Origin of the sequence: Rufibacter radiotolerans, from assembly GCF_001078055.1 — a bacterium.
Lineage (GTDB): Bacteria > Bacteroidota > Bacteroidia > Cytophagales > Hymenobacteraceae > Nibribacter > Nibribacter radiotolerans.
Window position 1 is genome coordinate 3,301,289 of sequence record NZ_CP010777.1, and the last position, 20,236, is coordinate 3,321,524.

The following is a 20,236-nucleotide window of genomic DNA, read 5'->3' on the forward strand; positions in this document are numbered from 1 at the left end:
CAAATGTACAGAAAGATGGCATTTATGAAAAATAATGTTTTTGTGCCCCCGCTGTCCGGAGTCTTCCGCAGGGCGATTTCCAAATGAAAATGAATTAGCAGGAACTCTGTTCCGGGCAAGTGGTCAACACGGCCCTGGGTACCAACCACCCTGGCTTGGGGCAGCCTTTGCGCCCTAAGGAGACACGAAGCCACAGCCTCCCAATTCCATTCTTACGTCTGGGGTCGTCCAGCGGAAAAACTCCGGGCAGTGGGTTGTAAGGGACCGGTACAAACCCAGAAGCCATTCCGCTTGCTGGTGAGATCAAGCCCCAAGGGAGAAGGTGCGTGGTAGTTTCCTTCCTGAATAGTTTAGTATCAATTTGACACCTATCCAATGTTCCCCACTCTAAAATCGCTATTTTTGAGCCACACGTTAAGAAAGAGATAATGAACAAGTGGATAGTAGGCGTAGCCCTTTTGATTTCCCAGATTTCGCTGGCCCAGGTGCGGGTGGTCACGGAACTGACCGATAACTGGAAGTTCAAGAAAGGGGCCCAGGCCCTGGCCTCTCAGGTGAACTTTAATGACAAAGGCTGGCAGAAGGTGCAGGTGCCCCACGACTGGGCCATCTACGGTCCCTTTGACAAGGAGATAGACAAGCAGGTGGTGGCCATTGAGCAGAACAATGAGAAGGTAGCCTCTGAGAAAACCGGCCGCACTGGGTCCTTGCCCTACATAGGGGAAGCCTGGTACCGCAATGAATTCACCCTGCCGCACTACAAGAAAGGCCAGAAAGTACTCATCGTTTTTGAGGGCGCCATGAGCGAGCCCAAGGTGTTTGTGAACGGGCAGAAAGTAGGCGATTGGGCCTATGGCTACAGCTATTTCTACTTTGACATCACCAACCAGATACAGGAAGGCAAGAAGAACACCCTGGCGGTGCAGCTCAGCAACCAGGGCCAGTCCTCGCGCTGGTACCCGGGCGCCGGCTTGTACCGCAAGGTGCAGGTGGTGGTAAAGAACCCCGAGAGCATTGACCAGTGGGGCACGTTTGTGACCACGCCGTATATTTCTTCGGCCCTGGCCAAGGTGAACGTCAAAACCAAAGCCTCCGGCGAAAACGTGCGCCTGGTCACCCAGGTGCGGGATGCCAAAGGCACCACCGTGGCTATAGATAGTACCGGCAAGCGCTTCGGGAAGGAATTTGAGCAGAACCTGGCCGTAGCCAACCCGCAGCTCTGGAGCCCTGAGACCCCTTACCTCTACACGGCCGTCACCAAACTATATGTGGGTAACCAACTCAAAGACGAGGTGACTACCCGATTCGGGATTCGCGAGATCAGCTACAAGTCCAGTGTAGGCTTTAGTCTGAACGGAAAAGTGCGCAAGTTCAAAGGCGTGTGCCTGCACCATGATCTGGGGCCTTTGGGTGCTGCCGTGAACAAGGCCGCCCTGCGCCGGCAGATGCAGATCCTGAAAGATATGGGCGCCGATGCGATACGCAGTTCGCACAACATGCCGTCTATGGAGCAGCTGGAGTTAGCCGATGAAATGGGCTTTATGTTTCTGGCCGAAAGCTTTGACGAATGGGCCAAACCGAAGGTGAAGAACGGCTACAACCGCTTCTTCTCTGAGTACGCTGAGAAAGATGTGGTGAACCTGGTGCAGGCCACCCGCAACCACCCTTCTATTGTGATGTGGAGCTCCGGCAATGAGGTACCCGACCAATGGGGCGCCGAGGGCGTGAAACGCGCCAAATGGCTGCAGGACATCTTCCACCGCGAAGACCCTACCCGTCCGGTCACCGTGGGCATGGATCAGGTGAAAGCCACCATGGCCTCGGGTTTCGGGGCGCTGCTGGACATTCCGGGCCTTAACTACCGCACGCATCTGTATGAAGAGGCTTATAAAGCATTTCCGCAGGGCTTGATCCTAGGGTCTGAGACAGCCTCTACCGTCAGCTCCCGGGGCATTTACAAGTTCCCCGTAGAGAAAGGCATTGAGAAGCAGTACCCAGATTTCCAGAGTTCTTCTTATGACCTGGAATACTGCAGCTGGTCTAACCTGCCGGAGGATGATTTTGTGCTCCAGGACGACAAGCCCTGGGTCATTGGGGAATTTGTCTGGACCGGTTTTGACTACCTGGGCGAACCTACGCCTTATGACGACAAGTGGCCATCGCGCAGCTCCTACTTCGGGATCAATGACCTGGCGGGTTTGCCCAAAGACCGTTTCTACCTGTACCGCAGCCGCTGGAACACCAACCAGGAAACCCTGCACATTCTGCCGCACTGGAACTGGGCCGGCCGAGAGGGCCAGACTACGCCCGTGTTTGTGTACACCAACTATGACAGCGCCGAGCTGTTTATCAACGGCAAAAGCCAGGGCATCCAGAAAAAGCACAACGCCACGCCCCAGACCCGCTACCGTCTCATGTGGATGGACGTGAAGTACGAACCCGGCACCGTGAAAGTGGTAGCCTACGGCAAAGACGGCAAACCTGCCGCCACCCAGGAAATTAAGACCGCCGGTAAACCGTACAAGCTGGTGCTCCAACCGGACCGCACCCAAATCTCCGCCGACGGCAAGGACCTTTCCTTCGTGACGGTGAGTGTGGTAGACAAAGACGGCAACCCCTGCCCCACCGCCACTGACCAACTGACCTTTAGCGTGAAAGGCGCTGGTTCCTACCGGGCCGCCTGCAACGGAGACGCCACCTCCCTGGAGCTATTCCACCTGCCCACCATGAAACTATTCAGCGGCAAACTGGTGGTTCTGGTGCAATCTGGAGAGAAAGCCGGTGATATTGAACTGGAGGTGAAGGGCAAAGGCCTGCAGACAGGTGAATTGAAACTGAAGGCGGTAAAGTAGGGACAGGTCGCTAGCTGTTCGCACGCATTTCTGGTCCTCCTGGAAGTGTCATCTCCCGAAAGCCTTCGGGAACCTTGCGGGCGAACTAGGAAAGCTTATGTATTACGCTTCTACTGTAAAAGATCAAAAGCTGTTTTGGACCTGTATTCAGAAAAACGGGCCCAAAACAGCTTTTTCTTTGGGAGGCACTGCTATCCGATTTTAGAAAACAGCAGGAACTTGCTAACCAAGTTCAACTTTATTTCTTGTCTTCATAAATAGATCTTAATTGCCCACAGGAACAGCGGTGAACCCTGCTTTTCTGGTTCCCCACAAGGTCCTTTCAGGAGGACAAAGGATAAGCGGCCTCTGGAGAAAACTGGAGCCTTTGAAGAGAACTGGAGGCGAAAGGAAGTGAAGGTAGAAAATGGTTAGCCTTGAAGTTGCCATTCCCGTTTTGAGCCTGTTTTCCGGAAAACAGGCTCAAAACAGAAAGCCATCTATTGAGCCGTCTTTCCCTGATTGCCTTAAAATTTAAACCCTTACGCATAAAAAAAGCTACCCCAAGTGAGGCAGCTTTTTTTATGCGTAGAAACAGGTCTCTTTCCTCTATTTCATCAGGCGCAATACAAATCGTTCATTTCCCTGAATGGCCTGCACATAGTACACACCCGGGAGATAAGACTCACCCAAAGAAAGCCTTCCGTTGGCTCTTACCCCGGTTCTTTCTTCCACTACCCTACCGGTGGCGTCAGTGATGATCAAGGTAATAGGGGCTGAAAGGTCGCTTTTCACCAGAAGGTTGAAGAAGTCTGTAGCCGGATTAGGATGGGCCGTTACCAGAAGCCCGGTCTGGCCATTGCCTCTTTTACCCTCAGAAGATGCTAATACGCCTTGGTTAAGCGGCACAGTCACTGTTAGGGTTTGTGTACTTACGTTACCTGCCTGGTCTATGGCGGTAAGGGTAATGGTATACACCCGCCCCGTGCCTGTGGCAGAACGCTCTGCCCTAAGCCGTACCAGGTTGGTGTTCACAATTTCCCAGTCGGGACCAGTGTCACCATCTCCTAAGCCATTCTCAGGCTCGTTGCTGGCCACCGAGATTCCTATCTGGTATCCATTCAGCTCTTCTATGTCAAAGCTCACCACAATGTCTTCCAGGGCATGGTTAGGCACCTCCAGGGTGGGCTTGTTCACGGCTGCACTGGCAAACACCGGACTAGAGCGGTCATAGGTAATGGTTTGGGCGTTGGTTGTGGTGCGCACCATGTCCCCGGCATTTCCTACCTCGTCTTTGAACTGTAGGGTAAACGGCACCACACCTTCGGTATCTGAACTGGTCAGTGTGTAGGTGACGGTGTAGTGGTCATTGCCCAGCGCCGTGGCCTGCACCGCATGGCCGGCAATAGTTACGACAAGGTTGGTGATGGCCTCAGAGGCGGTAAAGTTTAAGGTAAGCACGTCTCCTTCTTTGGCAAACGCGGGCTCAGCATTATTAGAGGCCAAGGTCACCGAAGTCAGCGTTGGGGCGGTATGGTCAAAGGCATACGTTTCCCCTTGGGTGAAGCCGCCGTCCAAGGCATTGCCAGCCAGGTCTGTGATACCGGTAGTGTTGTCCTTCACTTCCAGGCGCAGGGTTCCGTCTCCGGTAACGGCCACCGTCACCTCTAAGGTTGTACCGGAAGCGGCATTGACAGAGGTAATAGTACCGGCAGCGGTTCCAGTGACCGTAAGCGCAAAGTCAGACACATCTACCCCTTTCACCTCTTCTGAGAAATTGACTTGGTACACCACCGTAGCGGCGTTGGTCAATTCTGCGGTAGGCTCCTTTCTACTGATGCTTTCTACTTTGGGCGCCTCCAGATCTGGCAACACAATGTTTGGCATGGATGGTGCCGGCATGTCATTGCCCAGGTAGAAGCTGGGGTGAGGCGGCTGGTTGTACCCAGAGTTCTGCCAGGCTACGGCCGTGCGGTACTGCGGGTCATGCATAAGGGTGTGAATGCGGTGCTGCGTAGGAATGGTGGTGGTAAACAGGATTAACTGGGTGTTATCAGAAGTCCTGAAAATCATTTCCTCGCGCCAGTCACCCATAATATCGGCGGTTAGGCCGGGAGTGGCCTTGGAGTCATTGTTGGAGGAAACAGGGGCCGCCTGGTAAATGGTGAAGAGCCGGTTCATAGACTTGGTGGTAGGATTCCACTTATCCATCACGTTCTTGTCCAGCAGTTCGCGGCTCAGGTCCCCGTCCCACCAGATGCCAAAGTTGTAGTTAGGCTTGTTGGTGCCTATCTGCTCCCCTTTCACATTGTACAGGTTCCCGGATGAGCCCCATACCTCATAGCCTTTGTGGGCAGGATCAATGTCAGCAGCCATAGCCCTGCCTACGTCACCGGTGGTGGGTACCCCAAAAATGGTCTGGCCGGTTTTGGCGTCATACAGCCGCAGGCCGTTGCCATCATACTGGCTCTGCGATTCAAGGCTCACCCAAATCTCTTGCCCAGGACGGTCTGGGTCCATGTCAGACATGTGCATGGCATCGCCGTGGCCAAAGCCATAAGTCCAGAGGCGCTTGCCGTCATCATTGATGGCACTGGAACCGTTGATCAATTCGTCTTTGCCGTCACCGTCTACATCGCCAATGGTCATCTGGTGGTTACCCATGCTGGAGAAGGTATTGTTGGCTGGGTCACTAGGATCCTTGCTGTCAAAGATCCAGCGGAGGGTCAGTTGGCCGTCACGCCAGTCATAGGCAGCCCTTACCAGTTTGTCATAGTAGCCACGGCCCACAATCAGGCTGGGGCGGGTACCATCCAGGTACGCCACCGCCGACACGAACCGGTCTTGGCGGTTACCATAGTTATCTCCCCAGTCAGACACATTGCCACGGGCCGGCTGATACGGAACTGTAGCCATGGCAGCGCCGGTGAGGCCGTTGAAGACGGTCAGGAACTCTGGGCCCTGCTGTACCCAGCCCCCAGAATTGCGGTAATCAACCGTGGCGTCACCTATGACGTTGCCGGTACCATCTACGGTGCCGTCGGCGGTTTTCAGAATGATCTCGGCTTTTCCATCTCCGTCAAAGTCATAGACCATGAATTGGGTGAAGTGTGGCCCGGCATTGATGTTCTTACCCAGGTTGATGCGCCAAAGTTTGGTGCCGTTCAATTTGTAGCAATCAATGATCTGGTCACCCGAGTACCCCCCGGAATTGTGGTTCAGTTTAGAAGGGTCCCATTTCAGGAAAACCTCATATTCCCCGTCGCCGTCTACATCACCCACCGAACAGTCGTTGGCTGTATAGGTATAGGCTACGCCATCTGGAGTAGTGCCACCCGGCGGAATCTGCAACGGAATAGCCAGTTGATTTTTGGCCCATACGGCAACCGGCTCAGAAGCAGCACCTTCCTTACCGTTCAGGACGGGTCGTACGGTGTAGGTACCGTTAGTGGTGGTATTATCTTCAAAGTTGGTGGAGCTGGTGATAGGTGTGGCATTCAGTTTCACCCCATCGCGGTACACGTTAAAGGCAATGGCAGCTGGTTCAGTACCCAACAGGCGCCAGCCCACATACACTTTGGCGCTGGAAGAACGCACCGCCACTACGCCGCGGTTCAGAAACTCCATTTGCTTGGGACCGGTCACAATGGCATCTGGTAGGGCCAGGGTGTTCAGGCGCACGTTGTTGCCATAGGTGGTTGTGGTACCGTTGCCGTTGACAGCGTAGGCCCTAACATAATACAAGGTGGTAGGCGTAAGGCTACTGAGGTTAACGGTAAAATCTCCCGTACCGGCCGTGCCGGCTACTACCTTGGCATTGGAGGTAGTAGGGTTAGGGCTGGTGCCGTAGACAATGCCGCGCTCCGTAATGGCGGAACCGCCATCAGAGGAAATATTTCCGCTGGCTGAGGCAGCCGTGGGCGTGATGTTGCTGACCCCGGTGGTGGACAGGACAGCAGGAGCCGCCGGCGGCGTGAACACCCGGACAATAGGCGTGCTGATTCCGCTTGCATTGGTTTTGGTATACACTACAAAGGGGGCCTCGCTGCCTGCAGAAATGGTCAAGTTACCTACCGGCTCATCTATGCCTCCCAGGGTTACGGCAAGGTCTCTTAATTCTGTCCAGCCAGTGGCACCTGCTGCCTGCTTAAAGACCCGGGCTTGTGAGCGGGAGGTGCTGGCTACGTTGTCTATAAAAGAGCAGTACAGATTGCCGGAAATGTCCCTGACCAGGCTGAGGTTGGGAGCATCCCGGCCAGAGAGAGAAGCAGAATAGCTCCAGGCATTGGTGGACCTGTTGTAGACAGATACCGTAGCTCTATTGGTATTACCCGTGTTGAAATAAGCGATGGCCAGGTTTCCGGCTGCGTTGAGGGCCATACTGGTATGCCGTATACCGCCGGTGGCACCCGTAGTAGCAGACCCACCCGGTATCGGGTTAGGAACGGGAATGGACGTCCAAGCCCCACCACTGAAATTGTAAAGCGCCAAGCTACCGGTACTGGAGGTGGTGGTGCTCAAACTTGCGAAGGCTAACCAGGGCACATCCGTTTCATCAATAACCAAGGTAACCCCTACTGCTTTGGCCGCTGCATTCACAGACCCGGCACCTACGGTTACCCAGGAAGTACCATCAAACTTTTTCACGTAAGGAACAAGGACCCCGTTGTCACCATAGGCAATGTACGGGGTGTTGTCAGAGTCAAAAGCGAGGGAACTACGAGGTGTGGAGCCATACTGGCTAACGTTGTTATTCACTGATCCCGTAGATACATACAGGTTGCTGGCATTGCCGCTGAGTGGTTCCCAAACCTCAGTTTCCGCATTGTAGGTTTTGACGGCCAGCTTGTTGCCATTAGACGCATCTACATACGTCACAAAAAGGTTTTCTTGCTTATCAAGAACCAGCCTGGTAAAAGTAAGATTGGTGCCAATGGCATTACCCACCTGTTCCCAGGTGCCAGTGCTGACATTCTTTCTTTTCACTTTGGCCGCTCCGTTCTCTGTGAAAACCACATAGGGCACTTCATTGAGCACGGCAATAGAGGTGTAACCCGAAGCCGCAGAAGCAATCTGGCTTTCATTGCCCAAAATGTTCCACTTCTGAGCAGCAGAATCCAGGGCTCCCAAAAGACAGATGGCCAGGACCAATACCAGGCAGCGCAAAGCAGATTGAGGGATTTTCAGCCTTTCCCAATGGCCCTTAGCAGGATGCAGTTGTAGAGGTTTGTTCATAGACGCTGGAAAAGTTTGAGAATAATTTTAACAAGCAATTAAGCCTAGTAACCATCGCTTACTAATGCTCTAAGTTGTTGTTAAGTTTATCTTGATTTTATTTTAGGTGCATCCTGCACTGTCCTGCTGCTTTCTAATTTTATTTAAAAAATCAATCAATCCGCATAATAAATACATTAATTTAAAATAAAAAAAAAGAATATTACTCTTCCTTAAAAAGCAATTTAACTTCCTGTTAACCCCATTCACCATTACCTACCAAGCATTTGTTTATTTCCTTTTTTAAAAAGAGAAGAACAGACTTGATCGTACCGGTCCTTTAGATTTTCCCCACCGAACCTATCTTCTCTTTTTTATTTCTTTATTACTGACAACAAACAGGTTATAATTTTATTCTGATGGTTTGGAGAAAATAACGCTGGTGCTAGCAAGGCTTCCCTTATGAAAAACCAAGTCGTAAACAGGAAGGAAAGGTGTTAAGCAAATTCTTTAATTGTTGTCATTAATTGTAAAACCTGCCGGCCACTTTCTTCCCATCCCCTCTCTGTTTATAGAAATTCATATAGAATATACACCAATATATTTCTTATTTAAAACCGTTTCCTTTTCCCCTAATTCAAGGCAATAACCGTAGCTTGTTCCTTCTTTTAACCTAGCATTTTCGCACCCCATAAAAATTAATTTAAAGATTTTTATGGGAGGCAATAAACCATAAGCCTCTTTCTTAGTCTAACCCCCAAAATCTTCAATCTCTTCTCATGAAAGCACCATTACTACTCCTGTTTTTTCTCGCCAGCATTACCTTTGCCCAGGCGCAGGGATTTTCCGTTTCTGGTGCCGTGCAGAGTGCCCAAAATAAAGAGACCTTACCGGGTGCCACCGTACAATTAATCCGGCTCCCAGATTCAGTGAAAACCGCCACCGGCACAGACAAGGACGGGAACTTCAGGTTTCAGGCTATTAGGCCGGGCCAATATGCTTTACAGATAAACTACCTGGGTTATAAAACCCTTACCCGTTCCGTGCAGGTACAAAACGCTGCCGTTACGCTGGGTCAGTTGCAGTTGGAAGAATCCACTAATTCTTTACAGGAGATTAAAATTACCGGAAGCGTGGCCATGGGCACCCAGAAAGGCGACACTACGGTATTCAATGCCGGAGCTTTTAAAGTGGCAGCAGATGCCAGCGCCGAGGAACTGGTAACTAAACTACCCGGGGTGGCCATAGTAGACGGTAAAATACAGGCGCAGGGCGAAGAGGTGAAACAGGTTCTGGTAGATGGCAAGCGCTTCTTTGGCGAAGATGCCAACACGGCCCTGAGAAACCTGCCGGCCGAGGTGATTGAGAACATTGAGATTTTTGACAAGAAAAGTGACCAGGCCGAGTTCAGCGGTTTTGACGATGGCAACCGGGCCAAAACCATTAATGTGGTCACCAAACAAAACCGCCGCCAGGGCCAGTTCGGGAAAGTGTCTGCGGGCGTGGGCCCAGATAAAAAATACATGCTGGGTGCCAGCGTCAATTTCTTTAAAGGCGACCGCCGCTTTACCGTAAACGGACTCTCCAACAACATTAACATGCAGGACTTCTCAGTGGGTGAAGCCCCAGGCGGCGGCATGCGGGGACGCCGTAGCATGGGCGGGGGCGGCTCTGGGAGCGGAAGTGGCATCTCCACCACCAACACCTTCGGCCTGAACTACAGTGACCAGTGGGGCACCAAAATGGAGGTAAGCGGAAACTACAACTACAGCAACAGCAAAAACGAGAACAACCGCCTGAGTTTCAGGGACTATTTCAATTCTCAGTTTTATGAGCAGCAGAACAGTGACAACAGTTTCAACACCAGTCGCAACGAAAACCACCAGTTCAACCTAAGGCTAGATTACAAGATCAATGACCGCAACCGGCTCTTGATCTCGCCCCGGCTTTCCATTCAGAAAAATGAGTCTTTCTCCAACACCACCGGAAGATCCATCTTTGACCAGGACCCTGACAACGAGGCTTATGATGAGGCTATTTTAACTACTACTGATAACCGGTCTGATGCTGACAGCTACTCCTACAACCTAAGCAATGACATTAACTTCAGCCACCGCTTTGACAAGCCCGGCCGCACCGTCTCTGTAGGCCTGAACACCGGCTACTCCATCAATGACGGTGACACGTACCGCATCACCAACGTGGCGGATTTTGCCCAGCCAGAAAAAAGCAAGTACCTCAACCAATTGATCAAATCGTCCAGGAACGGGTTGAACTGGCGCGGAAACGTGGCTTTAGCCGAGAGAGTGGGTGAGAAATCCAGGGTACAGGCAGACTACAGCATCAGTAACCGCCAGGAAGACTCTGAGCGCCTGGCCTACGATTTTGGCGAGGCAGACTATACCGACTTTAACAGCCGCCTGAGTAATTCCTTTGACAGCGAGTACCTGACCCAGCAGGCTAAAACCAGTTACCAGTACAATTCAGATAAGCTGCGTGTGCAGGTAGAAGGCCAGTACCAGATTGCCAACCTGCAAAACGAGCAGGAGTTCCCCCGGTTTTACCAGATAAATAAGACGTTCCACAACCTGCTCCCTACGGCTCAGATAGAATACAAATTCTCCAAGACCACCAACCTGCAACTGGATTACCGCACCAACACCAATGCCCCATCGGTGACCCAGCTGCAGGAAGTGGTAGACAATACCAACCTGCTTAGGTTCAGGGTAGGAAACGCCAACCTGGTGCAGGCCTACCAGAACTCCGTGAACCTTAGGTACCGGTCATTTAACACAGAGAACAACCGGGTCTTTTCCTTCTTCATTAACGCCGCCAAAACAGATGACTACATCACCAACAGCACCTCAGAGGTAAACCTGGAGGGGGAACCCTTGTTGACAGGTTTAGAGATCAGCCGCGGGGCGCAGTTGATCAGGCCGGTAAACCTGGACGGGAACTGGAGCGCCCGCTCTTTCGTGAGTTACGGCCAGCCCCTGAGTTTCATTAAGTCCAACATCAACTTCTTTGGTTCTGTGGGCTACAACAAAATACCGGGGTTATTTAACAACCAGCAGTTTTTCTCCACCAGTACCAATTATGGTCTGGGTGGTTCTTTGAGCAGCAATATCAGCCAGAACGTAGACTTCAATATTTCTACCAATTCCAGCTACAATATGATCACCAACACCTTGCGCAAAGAACAGAACAACAACTTCTTTAACCAGTCCACCCAACTGCGGGCCAACCTGCGGTTCTTGAATGGGTTTGTCTACCGCACCGAGTTAAGCCACCAATTAAACGCCGGTTTGTCCAGCGGCTTCAACACCAATTACACCCTCCTGAACATGAGCCTGAGCAAGAAGGTGTTCAAGAGCCAAAAAGGCGAGGTCAGCGTAAGTGTAAATGATTTGCTGGGGCAGAACATAAGTGTGCAGCGTACCGTGGCAGATGCCTACGTACAAGATGTGCAGTCTACCGTGCTACAGCGCTTCTTCATGTTCACGTTCTCCTACAACATCCGCACCTTTACCGGGGCCGCCCCCGGCGAAAGAACGCCTGGCCAACGGGGCCCGGGAGGGGAAAGAGCACCAGGAGGCGAAAGAGAAAGAGGCAACTTCCGCCAGGGCGCACGAGGAACCGGAGGCTCTGGCATGTAAGGATTAGTCTTTGCTAAGAACAAAAAAGCCAGGTGGCAGCACAATCAAACGTGGGTACTACCACCTGGCTTTTTTTTAAAGGGAAAGCTTGTGAGGGAAGTATGTTTTGGGGCTGTTTTATGGAAAACAGCCTCAAAACGCAAATGGAATCCTTACTCAAACCGGACGGTTTTCGCCTTGCCTTTTCTGAACGCCACCGTAACTGTTTTCCCGTCCAGGCCTTGGGTTATTTTCTTTACCGGAACCAGTTCCTCCACCGTCCATTTTTCCCCAGACTTCTTCCAGAGCATAAGGGTGGCGTATACCGGTGACGGCTTCCCCGGCTGGAAGGAATCCATTGCATTAAAGACCGCACTTTCCTTACTGACCGGGTGAAGGCCAGTCGCCCTTACTGTTTCCAGGCCGTCCCAGCCGCTTAAGGGAACCATGGCCAGTTGGTACTCGCCGTTATCCATCAGGTGCACCTCCTGCCCTTTTACCTTCCGGGAAGTTGTCTTAATAGGACCGTTCAGTTGGGGCAAGGCATAATGCCCCAGCCGCACCTGCACAGCTTGGGTACTGGTATTGCGGTCAATCCGCAGGATGCCGTTCGGCAGCGGGATATCTGCTAAGTTGAGTTTGATGTTAGCATGGGTCTCCAGCACCACATCACGGTAATAGACGCCGTCTTCAAACTTTCTGAAGGTGTAAAGCCGCAATGCTTCCCAGGCGTTTTTCTTGTTTTTGAAAACGTAGTTCATGGCCACTTCCCCGTTGGGCCCATCGGCTTGCCAGGGGAAGGCGCTGTTGTAGGACAGGCGGTTGTAGTTCTCACTAGACCTGAATTTCTGCCAATCTTTGGCCACGGTTTCATGGCACCACGCCCGTACCTCGGCGGCGCCGATGTTGGGATAATCAGTGATCAGGATCTTGGAGCCTTCCTGAAACTTGTTGTAGGCCTTTCCCTTGCTTAATCCCTTTTCCCAGGCGCCTTCGTTCTCTGTGGCCATCCAGAACGCGTTCTCTTCTGGCACCATTAGCCCCAGAAATACCTTGCCCATCCAGAACACGCTGGGCCGGGCGCTGTAGATCTGCACGGCCGGTTCAAAGGGTCCGTAGAAACCTAAGGCCGGGATTTGGTCAGCGGCCAGGAAATCAGGATTCTGCAGGAACTGCAGCATAGCGCCAGAGGCGATGCGGCGCATCCAGCCGTAGTTGGTACCAGGCTCCTGGGCAAGGCCCATAAAAGGGTAAAGCCCCACCGATGCAAACCGGTAGCTGATGCTGCGGCCCCACATGATCATCTTCCCGTCCCGGGCAAACAAGTAGGGGTAATTGTCATTCACCTCCCTGAAGTTGGCCATGAACTTGGCGGCGTAGGCTGGGTAATGTTTCTTCCCGAACAGTTCTGACCACAACGGACCGTACATCTGGAACGCCCACATGCTGTAGTAGTCATACGCCGGGCTGTCATGGTACCACCCCTGCCCTTTGTACTGCTCCAGTAATTTGTCCAGGTAGTCCAGCAGCAGTTTCTCATTCACTTTGTAACCCTGCTCCTTGAAAAAGCTCAGCACAAACACATTGAAAAACCGCCAGTTAGAACTAATGGTAGGCCCGTCTCCATAGCTCAGCATGGTTTTGGAAAGGATTTCTTTCTGCGGAGTGGTCAGCGGGTCCCATAGAACTTCGGGCGCGTAGGCCAGTGACATGGCTACCCCGCCAAGCTCTACCAATATCTGGTTGGCCCCACCGTTACTGGCCCGTGGCTTCACGTAGGTAGGGCTGGCCGGATCAGTTAATTTCACCAGTTGGCGGCGGTAATAGTCGGCCACTTTGATGCCGTTGATCTGCAGGTCTGGATTTTCTTTGAGCAGGGGAACCGCCATAAACAGGGTGCGGCACAGTCCTTCCAGCATCTCGGTGTTGGTGTGCACCCCGTCCTGCGGATAACTTTTGCCCGGCTGCTTGGGGAACACCATGGGGTCTTCTAAAGTCTTCACGTATGAAAAGGCTCCAGACAATAGGTAAAGGGCGGCATCTTTCCAGTGTTTTCTGGTCATGCCCGTGTGCGGGCTGGTAGTAAAATCTGGGTTGACCAGCGGGAAAGTTTTCCGGCTTGTTTCTGGTTTTTCTAAAGCCATCTCAGGCTGCGCCTGAAGCGAGCGCCCAGACAGCAGGAAGAGAAACAGGAGCAGAACATGTGACGGATATTTCATGGAATTCATCATACTAACAAAAGGGACACTTTAACCTAAAAACCGAAGCCCTATTACCCCGCTTTGCCGGTCTGGCTATAAAACCACCTGATTCTTGGAAACCTGTTTCGGGCCTGTTTTCCGGAAAACAGGCCCGAAACAGCCCCGCTCGGAAACCGCTCAGTCCAGGAGGCGGTACATCTCAGAGGCGGCCAGTAGAAAGGCCCCTACCCCAAAACCAGTAGTGGAGTTGACATCTACTATCTGCCCCGGAATGGCTCGCTCCCCGATGGGCTGCACATAGCCTACTTTCCCGTTGGGCTGTAACGCGGTGGCAGTCAGGTAATGGTAGCCTTTGGCGGCCACCGGCAGGTAGTCCTTTTTGTCCAGTAGTCCGTTGTTGAGGCCCCACAAAAACCCGTAGGTAAAGAAAGCCGTGCCGCTGGTCTCGGGGCCGGGGGCGTGCGCCGGGTCCAGCATGCTGCGGGTCCAATACCCTTCGGGCTGTTGGGCGTTGGCGATGGCCTGCGCCATGTCCCTGAACCGCTGCTCGTACTCCTTGCGGTGCGGGTCCTTCCTGGGCAAATCCTGCAGCACCTTGGCCAGGCCCGCAAATACCCACCCGTCGCCCCGCGCCCAGAAGTCCTTTTTCCCGTTGGCGCTCTTGTGCCTGGGGTACACGTACTTGGCGTCACGGTAATAGAGCTTCGCCTCCGGGTCATACATGATGGAGTCTGAATAGCGCAGGTACTCGTACAGCTTCTCCAGGTACTGCTTGTTGCCCGTTACCCTATACAGCTTCGTCATGACCGGCATCACCATGTAGAGGCCGTCGGCCCACCACCAGTAATCGTGGCGGGGGGTGCCCATCTGGTATTCCATCACCTCGCGGGCGCGGGCGATTTTGCGACCGTCCCGGGCGCCGTCCAGGCAATACAGGTCCACGTAGGTCTGGAAGCAGATCTGCCAGTCCCCGAAGAGCACGTAGTCGTCTTTCTCGCCGTAGGTGTGCTTCCACTTCGCTTTGTCAGTAGACTTCGCGCCCATCCATTGGTTTTTCTCGGCCCAGGCCTCTGAGTAGGCCCGGTAGGCCTCGTTCCTGGTGAGCTTGTAGGCCTCCATGTTGCCGGTATGGTAGGCGGCCACGTCCCAAAAGGCCCAGCCGGGCGTGGGGTTGGTGCTTTGCCAGTACGTGTTGGCTTGGTTTAATTGGTCCAATACCTGCTCCTTGGAAGTGGGCAGTAAGGGGTGTTTGGGCTTGGCGGCCACGGTGCTTGCCAGCGTGAGGAGGAAAAGGAAAAGAAGGGGCAGACAGGTTCTTTTTTGAATCATGGCAATAGAAAAGCTATAGGGCGGGCTCCTGGTTTGGGGCCGCTTTACGAAAAACGGGCTTAAAACAGATATTTAAAAGGCAGGCTTCCACTCCAGCACCTGGACGGGTTGAGGGCCCAGGCTGGAGCGGCCTTCCCCGTCTACCTGGTCCACGTTCTGGATGAACAGGTTCAGGATTTGCCTCTCCTTCCAGAGCTCGGTGTCATAGGTGGGCTCCCAGGAACCCAGCGACTCCTGGGTAAGGTCCACCAGCGACCAGGTGGGGTCAGAGAGCTTTTTGAGGACCAGCGCGGAGGCCTTGTTGCCTCTTTCCTCGTCCCTGAACAGCAGCAGCACCGAGGCGTGGGCGCCGGCGTTTTTAACCAGGACCTGGGGCCGGGCAATGGGAATGCGCTTGGTGCCCGCGCCGGTCAGGCTGAAGGGTGTTTTCCTGAAATTCAGCTGCCTCTTCTGCCAACTCTTGCCGTCATGGTAGACCAGGTGGTACTGGGGAACGGTGGAGCCGGCCTCGCGCCAGTAGGTGGCAATAAAGGGATTGCCCTGCTCATCGGCGGCCATGGAGGTCTGGTTGATCAGCTCGCTGTTTTGCGGGATGGCCATGGCTTTCTCGGCAGTGGCCTCCGTGATAGGCAGGGTGTATCTCTCCCCGGTGGACTTCTCCCACGTCTGGCCGCCGTCCCGGGAGCGGGCGTAGGCCAGGTCATGGTTGCTGGCCACGTTGGGGCTCTCGCGCCACACCCAGGACACGTGCATCGTGCCTTTTTTGTCCAGGTAGGCTTGCCAGTAGGCGTTGCGTTTTTTCTCCCCGTTGATGAGGTTAGCGTGCAGGTGGGCCCATTGCCGGGAGCGGGTATCATAGCGGTTCACCACCAGGTTGCCCTGCCCCGAGCCGCCGTCGCGGTAGAAGAAGAGGAGGTCGCCGGAGGGCAGCCGGTAGAACTCAGGATAGGAAATGGCCTTCTCGTTCAGCCCCGTCATGGGCATCTTGCCGGTGAGCTGCAGCGAGCCGGGGCCCACGCTGCGGGCGTACCTCAGTTGGTGGTTATGGTGGTCCCAAGAGACGTGCAGGAAGCCCTGGCCGTCTACCATGATACTGATGGTGTTGTGGGCATCGGCGGCGTTGCCTCTGTAAGTGGTCTTCACCGTCTCCCACGTGGCACCCCCTGTCTTTCTTTTCGCCAGCATCACTGAGCGGTCAGAGTCATACCAGGCGGTGTACTGGGTATCCTTGAACGTGACCAGGGAGTTCTTCCGGAAGGCCACCGCGTTCACTGAGTTGTTCGCCCAGCCGCCTTCGGCCACCAAGGTAGTCTTAGACCCGTTGCCTGTCGTTGGCTTTGACAAACGGCACGCCGAGGTTGCTACCAAAGCAATAATAAGGGCAGAAAGCCAGACGCTTTTTATGGAGATAATTAATTGGAAATTCATGTAAAAGTTAGAAGATTGAACAAGCGCCGAGACCCACTTAATATCAATAAATTACTTTGTTACCTGCTGCTTCAGCCATTGAATAGACTCCTGGTTAGTGTCTTCAAAGCGCCAATGTGCTGCTATGGGGCTTAGGGAAATGGTCTTGGGGGCTTTCACAGAATTTACCACAGCATACACAGACGTGGGCGGGCAGGTATTGTCATTGTACCCCCAGGAGTAGAAGCCGGGCACCGTCACCTGCTTCGCGAAATTGACCACATCATAATAGCCTATGGTGTTGATTTTGGCTTGAGCATTGGCATCTGAAGCACTACCGTTGGTAAAGAGATGCGGCCAGCCTCCGGCCCGGCCCTGCAGGTACCCCGTCATGTCACTGAGGGCAGGGTAAAAACAAGCCAGGGCTTTCACCCGTTTGTCAAGCGCCGCGGTGACAATGGCCAAGGCCCCGCCCTGGCTGCCGCCCGTCACCACCACGTTTTTACCGTCATATTCGGGCAGGCTCACCAAGTAATCAATGGACCGCACGCAGCCCAGGTACACCTTTTTGTAGTAATAGGCATCACGGTGTTCCAGGTTCTGGGTATTGTAGTTGGCTAGTACCTTTTTGAGGCTGTCATAGACTTTATCATTGAGCATAGGCGAATAGCCATGAATCTCTATGCTGAAACTGATGAAGCCCTGGTCCGCGAAGCCCGTATACGGAGCGGTCGCCTTTACCCCCGCCCCGGGTGGTGTGAACAGCACCGGGTATTTGCCGGGCGCTTTGGGCTTGCAGAGATACCCGTACAGCCGTTGCCCTTTTCTGTAGTTCTGCAGGTTGACCAGGTACACATCTACTTTGGCGGTGGAATGCTCGGGGAGGAGGGTCACCTGGGCATCCATGGGCACTTTGGCAGCCTCGGTCTTGGCCTTGTTCCAGAAGGCCAGAAAGTCTTTGGGCATAGTGACGGTGGGCAAAATCTTTTCAGGGGAGAAACCCACTTTCACCTGGCCGTTGTAGGTTTTTCCGTGGTGCTCTGCTTTCACCAGCAACTGCCGGAAACCGGGTTCTTGGCTGGTGCCAATGTCTAGCTTCACCTGGCCCTCTTTTAATAGCATGGTGCCTTTTTTCTCTGGCGGCCGCATCTCGGGGCCAAACTCATAACTGATGGTTACGTCTTTCAGGGGCACGTCATTCTTGAGAACCATTATCTGCACAGAGGCGGGTTGGTTCACGGCATAGGTCCAATCATCAGAATTGGGGGTCAGGACCAGGTTTACCAGCTTAAGGGGGGCCGGTGCGTTCTGGGCGCTAGCGGATTTGCTGTACAGCAGGTGAAGACAGAAGACCAGGAAAAGGAAGGGGTTTCTCATGTGGGGTATTTCAGGCTTATAAAACCGTTAAGGCAAGCTATCTATGCATCTGGAAAGGGATTTGTTTCTGGCGCGTGTGCCGGGTTTTTACACGAATCCAGATGCCCTATCATTCAACCTTATTTTTGTCAACGTGAAACAAAAAGAAAGCCATAGGTACTCCATATCCGTTTTAAGGCCGTTTTTTCAAAAACAGCTCTAAAACGGAAGCACCATTCGCTTATAAAGCCAAGAGGCTCTATGGTTAGGTTTCATGTCAGGTTACTGTAACAGTTTGCGTAAAGGCAATTTTTGCTTCTTCACATCAGCGGCAAATAACTGGGCTATCTGCAGGGCGCCCCGGTGGTTGAGATGCGTGGAATCCTGCACGCCTTTTGAGCTTCTGCGGCATTCTTTGGGGGCGCAGAAAACAAAGATGGCTTTAGACTTTTCAGGCCCCAGGGCAGACACCAGTTCCCGTGACCTTGCCTCCAGGTCTACAAAACTCACCTTGTTTTGCCGGGCCACCGCCCTGGCCGCGTTCAGGTATTCGCCGTGGGTGTCTACCAGCTTTCCGTTCCCGTCAAAATGACGCCGAACGATGGGCGTGCACACCACCGGAATCCCTTTTTTGGCGCGGGTCTCGTCAATGAATTTCTGCAGGAACTCTTTGTAAGAGGTAAAAGGATCTGTGAACAGTTTGGGGTCATCCTGCTTTTGGTCATTGTGCCCGAACTGCATGACCACGTAGTCTCCCGGCTGGATGCTATCCAACACCGCCGCCCATCTCTTTTCACTCACGAAGCTTCGGGCGCTACGCCCACTGGCGGCATGGTTGTGGACGGTGGCCTTACCGTTCATGAGCTGCTTTAACCCCTCACCCCACCCAGACTCCGGGTCGCGCTCTGGTTTTTTCCAGGCCATGGTAGAATCACCTATCAGCCAAATGGCAGGTTTCTCTTTTCTGGTGAAGGCAAACAGCAAGCACAACAGAAGGCTAAGTGCCAGAATGTTTTTCATCATAAAAATGGCCTATAGGCCTCTTATTAGTTTTACGGACAGACTACCTGCCTACGCCTCCTGCCGGAGGATGCACCGTTCAATGCCCATCTCCAACCCACGTAGTTCGGCCAGGCCCCGCAACCGCCCAATGGCCAAATACCCCGGATTGGTGACCTTTTGCAGGTCATCCAGCATCTGGTGGCCGTGGTCTGGGCGCATGGGCAGGTTTACTCCGCGTTCCTGCATCAAAAGCACCAGCTCCTTCATGACCGCGTACATGTCTACGTCGCCTTCCAGATGGTTGGCTTCATAGAAATTGCCTTCCGCGTCACGTTGGGTGCTGCGGAGGTGAATGAAGTTGATGCGGTCGCCAAACTGTTGCACCATCTGGGCCAGGTGGTTGTCTGCCCGAACCCCAAACGAGCCGGTACAGAAACACAGACCATTGTGCAGCGAAGGGACCGCTTTTATCAAGGCTTCCACATCTGCTGCCGTGCTCACCACCCTGGGCAGACCCAGAATGGCATAGGGCGGATCATCGGGGTGGATCACCAGCTTCACGCCTACCTCTTCGGCCACCGGTACCACCTCCTGCAGGAACAGGATCAGGTGCTCCCGTAGCTGGGCCGCATCAATGCCCTGATACGCGTCCAGTGCCGACTGAAACTGTTCCAGCGTGAAGCTTTCCTCGCTGCCCGGCAAGCCAGCGATGATGTTACGCTGCAACAACAGTTTTTCCTCAGCACTCATACCCTCAAACCGGGCTTTGGCTTTCGCCAGCTCCTGCGGCGTATACTCCTGTTCCGCGCCTTTTCTTTTGAGCAGAAACACATCAAAGGCAATAAAGGCGGCCCGTTCAAAACGCAGCGCCTTGGAGCCGTCTTCTACGGTATAGGCCAGATCTGTTCTGGTCCAGTCCAGCACCGGCATGAAGTTGTAGGTGACAATATAAATCCCGCAGGCGGCCAGGTTACGGATAGAGGTTTTGTAGTTCTCAATGTATTGCTGAAAATCTCCGGTCCTGGTTTTGACGGCTTCGTGCACGGGCACGCTTTCCACCACGCTCCACCGCAGTCCGGCCTCTTCTATCGTCTTCTTCCGGATTAAAATTTCCTCCTGGGTCCAGACCACGCCGTTGGGCACGTGGTGCAGGGCGCTCACCACGTCTGTGGCGCCGGCTTGTTTCACATCTTGCAATGACACCGGGTCCTTAGGTCCGTACCACCGCCAGCTCTGCAATAAAGGCATAATTCTATGGTTA

General features: G+C 53.4%; 9 protein-coding genes. 2 read left to right on the plus strand and 7 right to left on the minus strand.

Annotation, left to right across the window (positions count from 1 at the left end):
- Window positions 1-428 precede the first annotated feature (428 nt).
- Window positions 429-2,852, plus strand: a complete 2,424-nt coding sequence (locus TH63_RS13645) for a DUF4982 domain-containing protein (RefSeq protein ID WP_048921428.1) — start codon at window positions 429-431, stop codon at window positions 2,850-2,852.
- Between the two features lie 588 nt (window positions 2,853-3,440).
- Here the strand turns inward: TH63_RS13645 and TH63_RS19995 are convergent.
- Window positions 3,441-8,066, minus strand: coding sequence for a rhamnogalacturonan lyase family protein (locus TH63_RS19995; protein WP_076606493.1), 4,626 nt, complete (start codon window positions 8,064-8,066; stop codon window positions 3,441-3,443).
- 758 nt (window positions 8,067-8,824) lie between these two features.
- Between TH63_RS19995 and TH63_RS13655 the strand changes: the two genes are divergently transcribed.
- Window positions 8,825-11,701 carry a TonB-dependent receptor gene (locus TH63_RS13655; protein WP_048921429.1) on the plus strand — a complete coding sequence of 959 codons (2,877 nt, stop codon included), beginning with the start codon at window positions 8,825-8,827 and terminating at the stop codon, window positions 11,699-11,701.
- A 152-nt stretch (window positions 11,702-11,853) separates the two neighbouring features.
- Here TH63_RS13655 and TH63_RS13660 read toward each other — a convergent pair whose 3' ends face one another.
- The 6 genes from TH63_RS13660 to uxuA form a co-directional block, all read right to left on the minus strand.
- Complete coding sequence (locus TH63_RS13660; protein ID WP_197088557.1) at window positions 11,854-13,899, minus strand: DUF2264 domain-containing protein; 2,046 nt, start codon at window positions 13,897-13,899, stop codon at window positions 11,854-11,856.
- A 159-nt stretch (window positions 13,900-14,058) separates the two neighbouring features.
- Window positions 14,059-15,210 carry a glycoside hydrolase family 88/105 protein gene (locus TH63_RS13665; RefSeq protein WP_048921430.1) on the minus strand — a complete coding sequence of 384 codons (1,152 nt, stop codon included), beginning with the start codon at window positions 15,208-15,210 and terminating at the stop codon, window positions 14,059-14,061.
- Between the two features lie 72 nt (window positions 15,211-15,282).
- Window positions 15,283-16,638 carry a BNR repeat-containing protein gene (locus tag TH63_RS13670; protein WP_053093815.1) on the minus strand — a complete coding sequence of 452 codons (1,356 nt, stop codon included), beginning with the start codon at window positions 16,636-16,638 and terminating at the stop codon, window positions 15,283-15,285.
- A gap of 51 nt (window positions 16,639-16,689) precedes the next feature.
- Window positions 16,690-17,994 (minus strand): acetylxylan esterase, encoded by a 1,305-nt coding sequence (locus TH63_RS13675; protein ID WP_048921431.1) that lies wholly within the window; start codon window positions 17,992-17,994, stop codon window positions 16,690-16,692.
- A gap of 261 nt (window positions 17,995-18,255) precedes the next feature.
- On the minus strand, window positions 18,256-18,996 hold the full coding sequence (locus TH63_RS13680; RefSeq protein ID WP_197088558.1) for a rhamnogalacturonan acetylesterase: 741 nt from the start codon (window positions 18,994-18,996) through the stop codon (window positions 18,256-18,258).
- Window positions 18,997-19,044: 48 nt separating this feature from the next.
- Entirely contained in the window at window positions 19,045-20,223 is a 1,179-nt protein-coding gene (gene uxuA / locus TH63_RS13685; RefSeq protein ID WP_048921432.1) for a mannonate dehydratase, read from the minus strand.
- Window positions 20,224-20,236 lie beyond the last annotated feature (13 nt).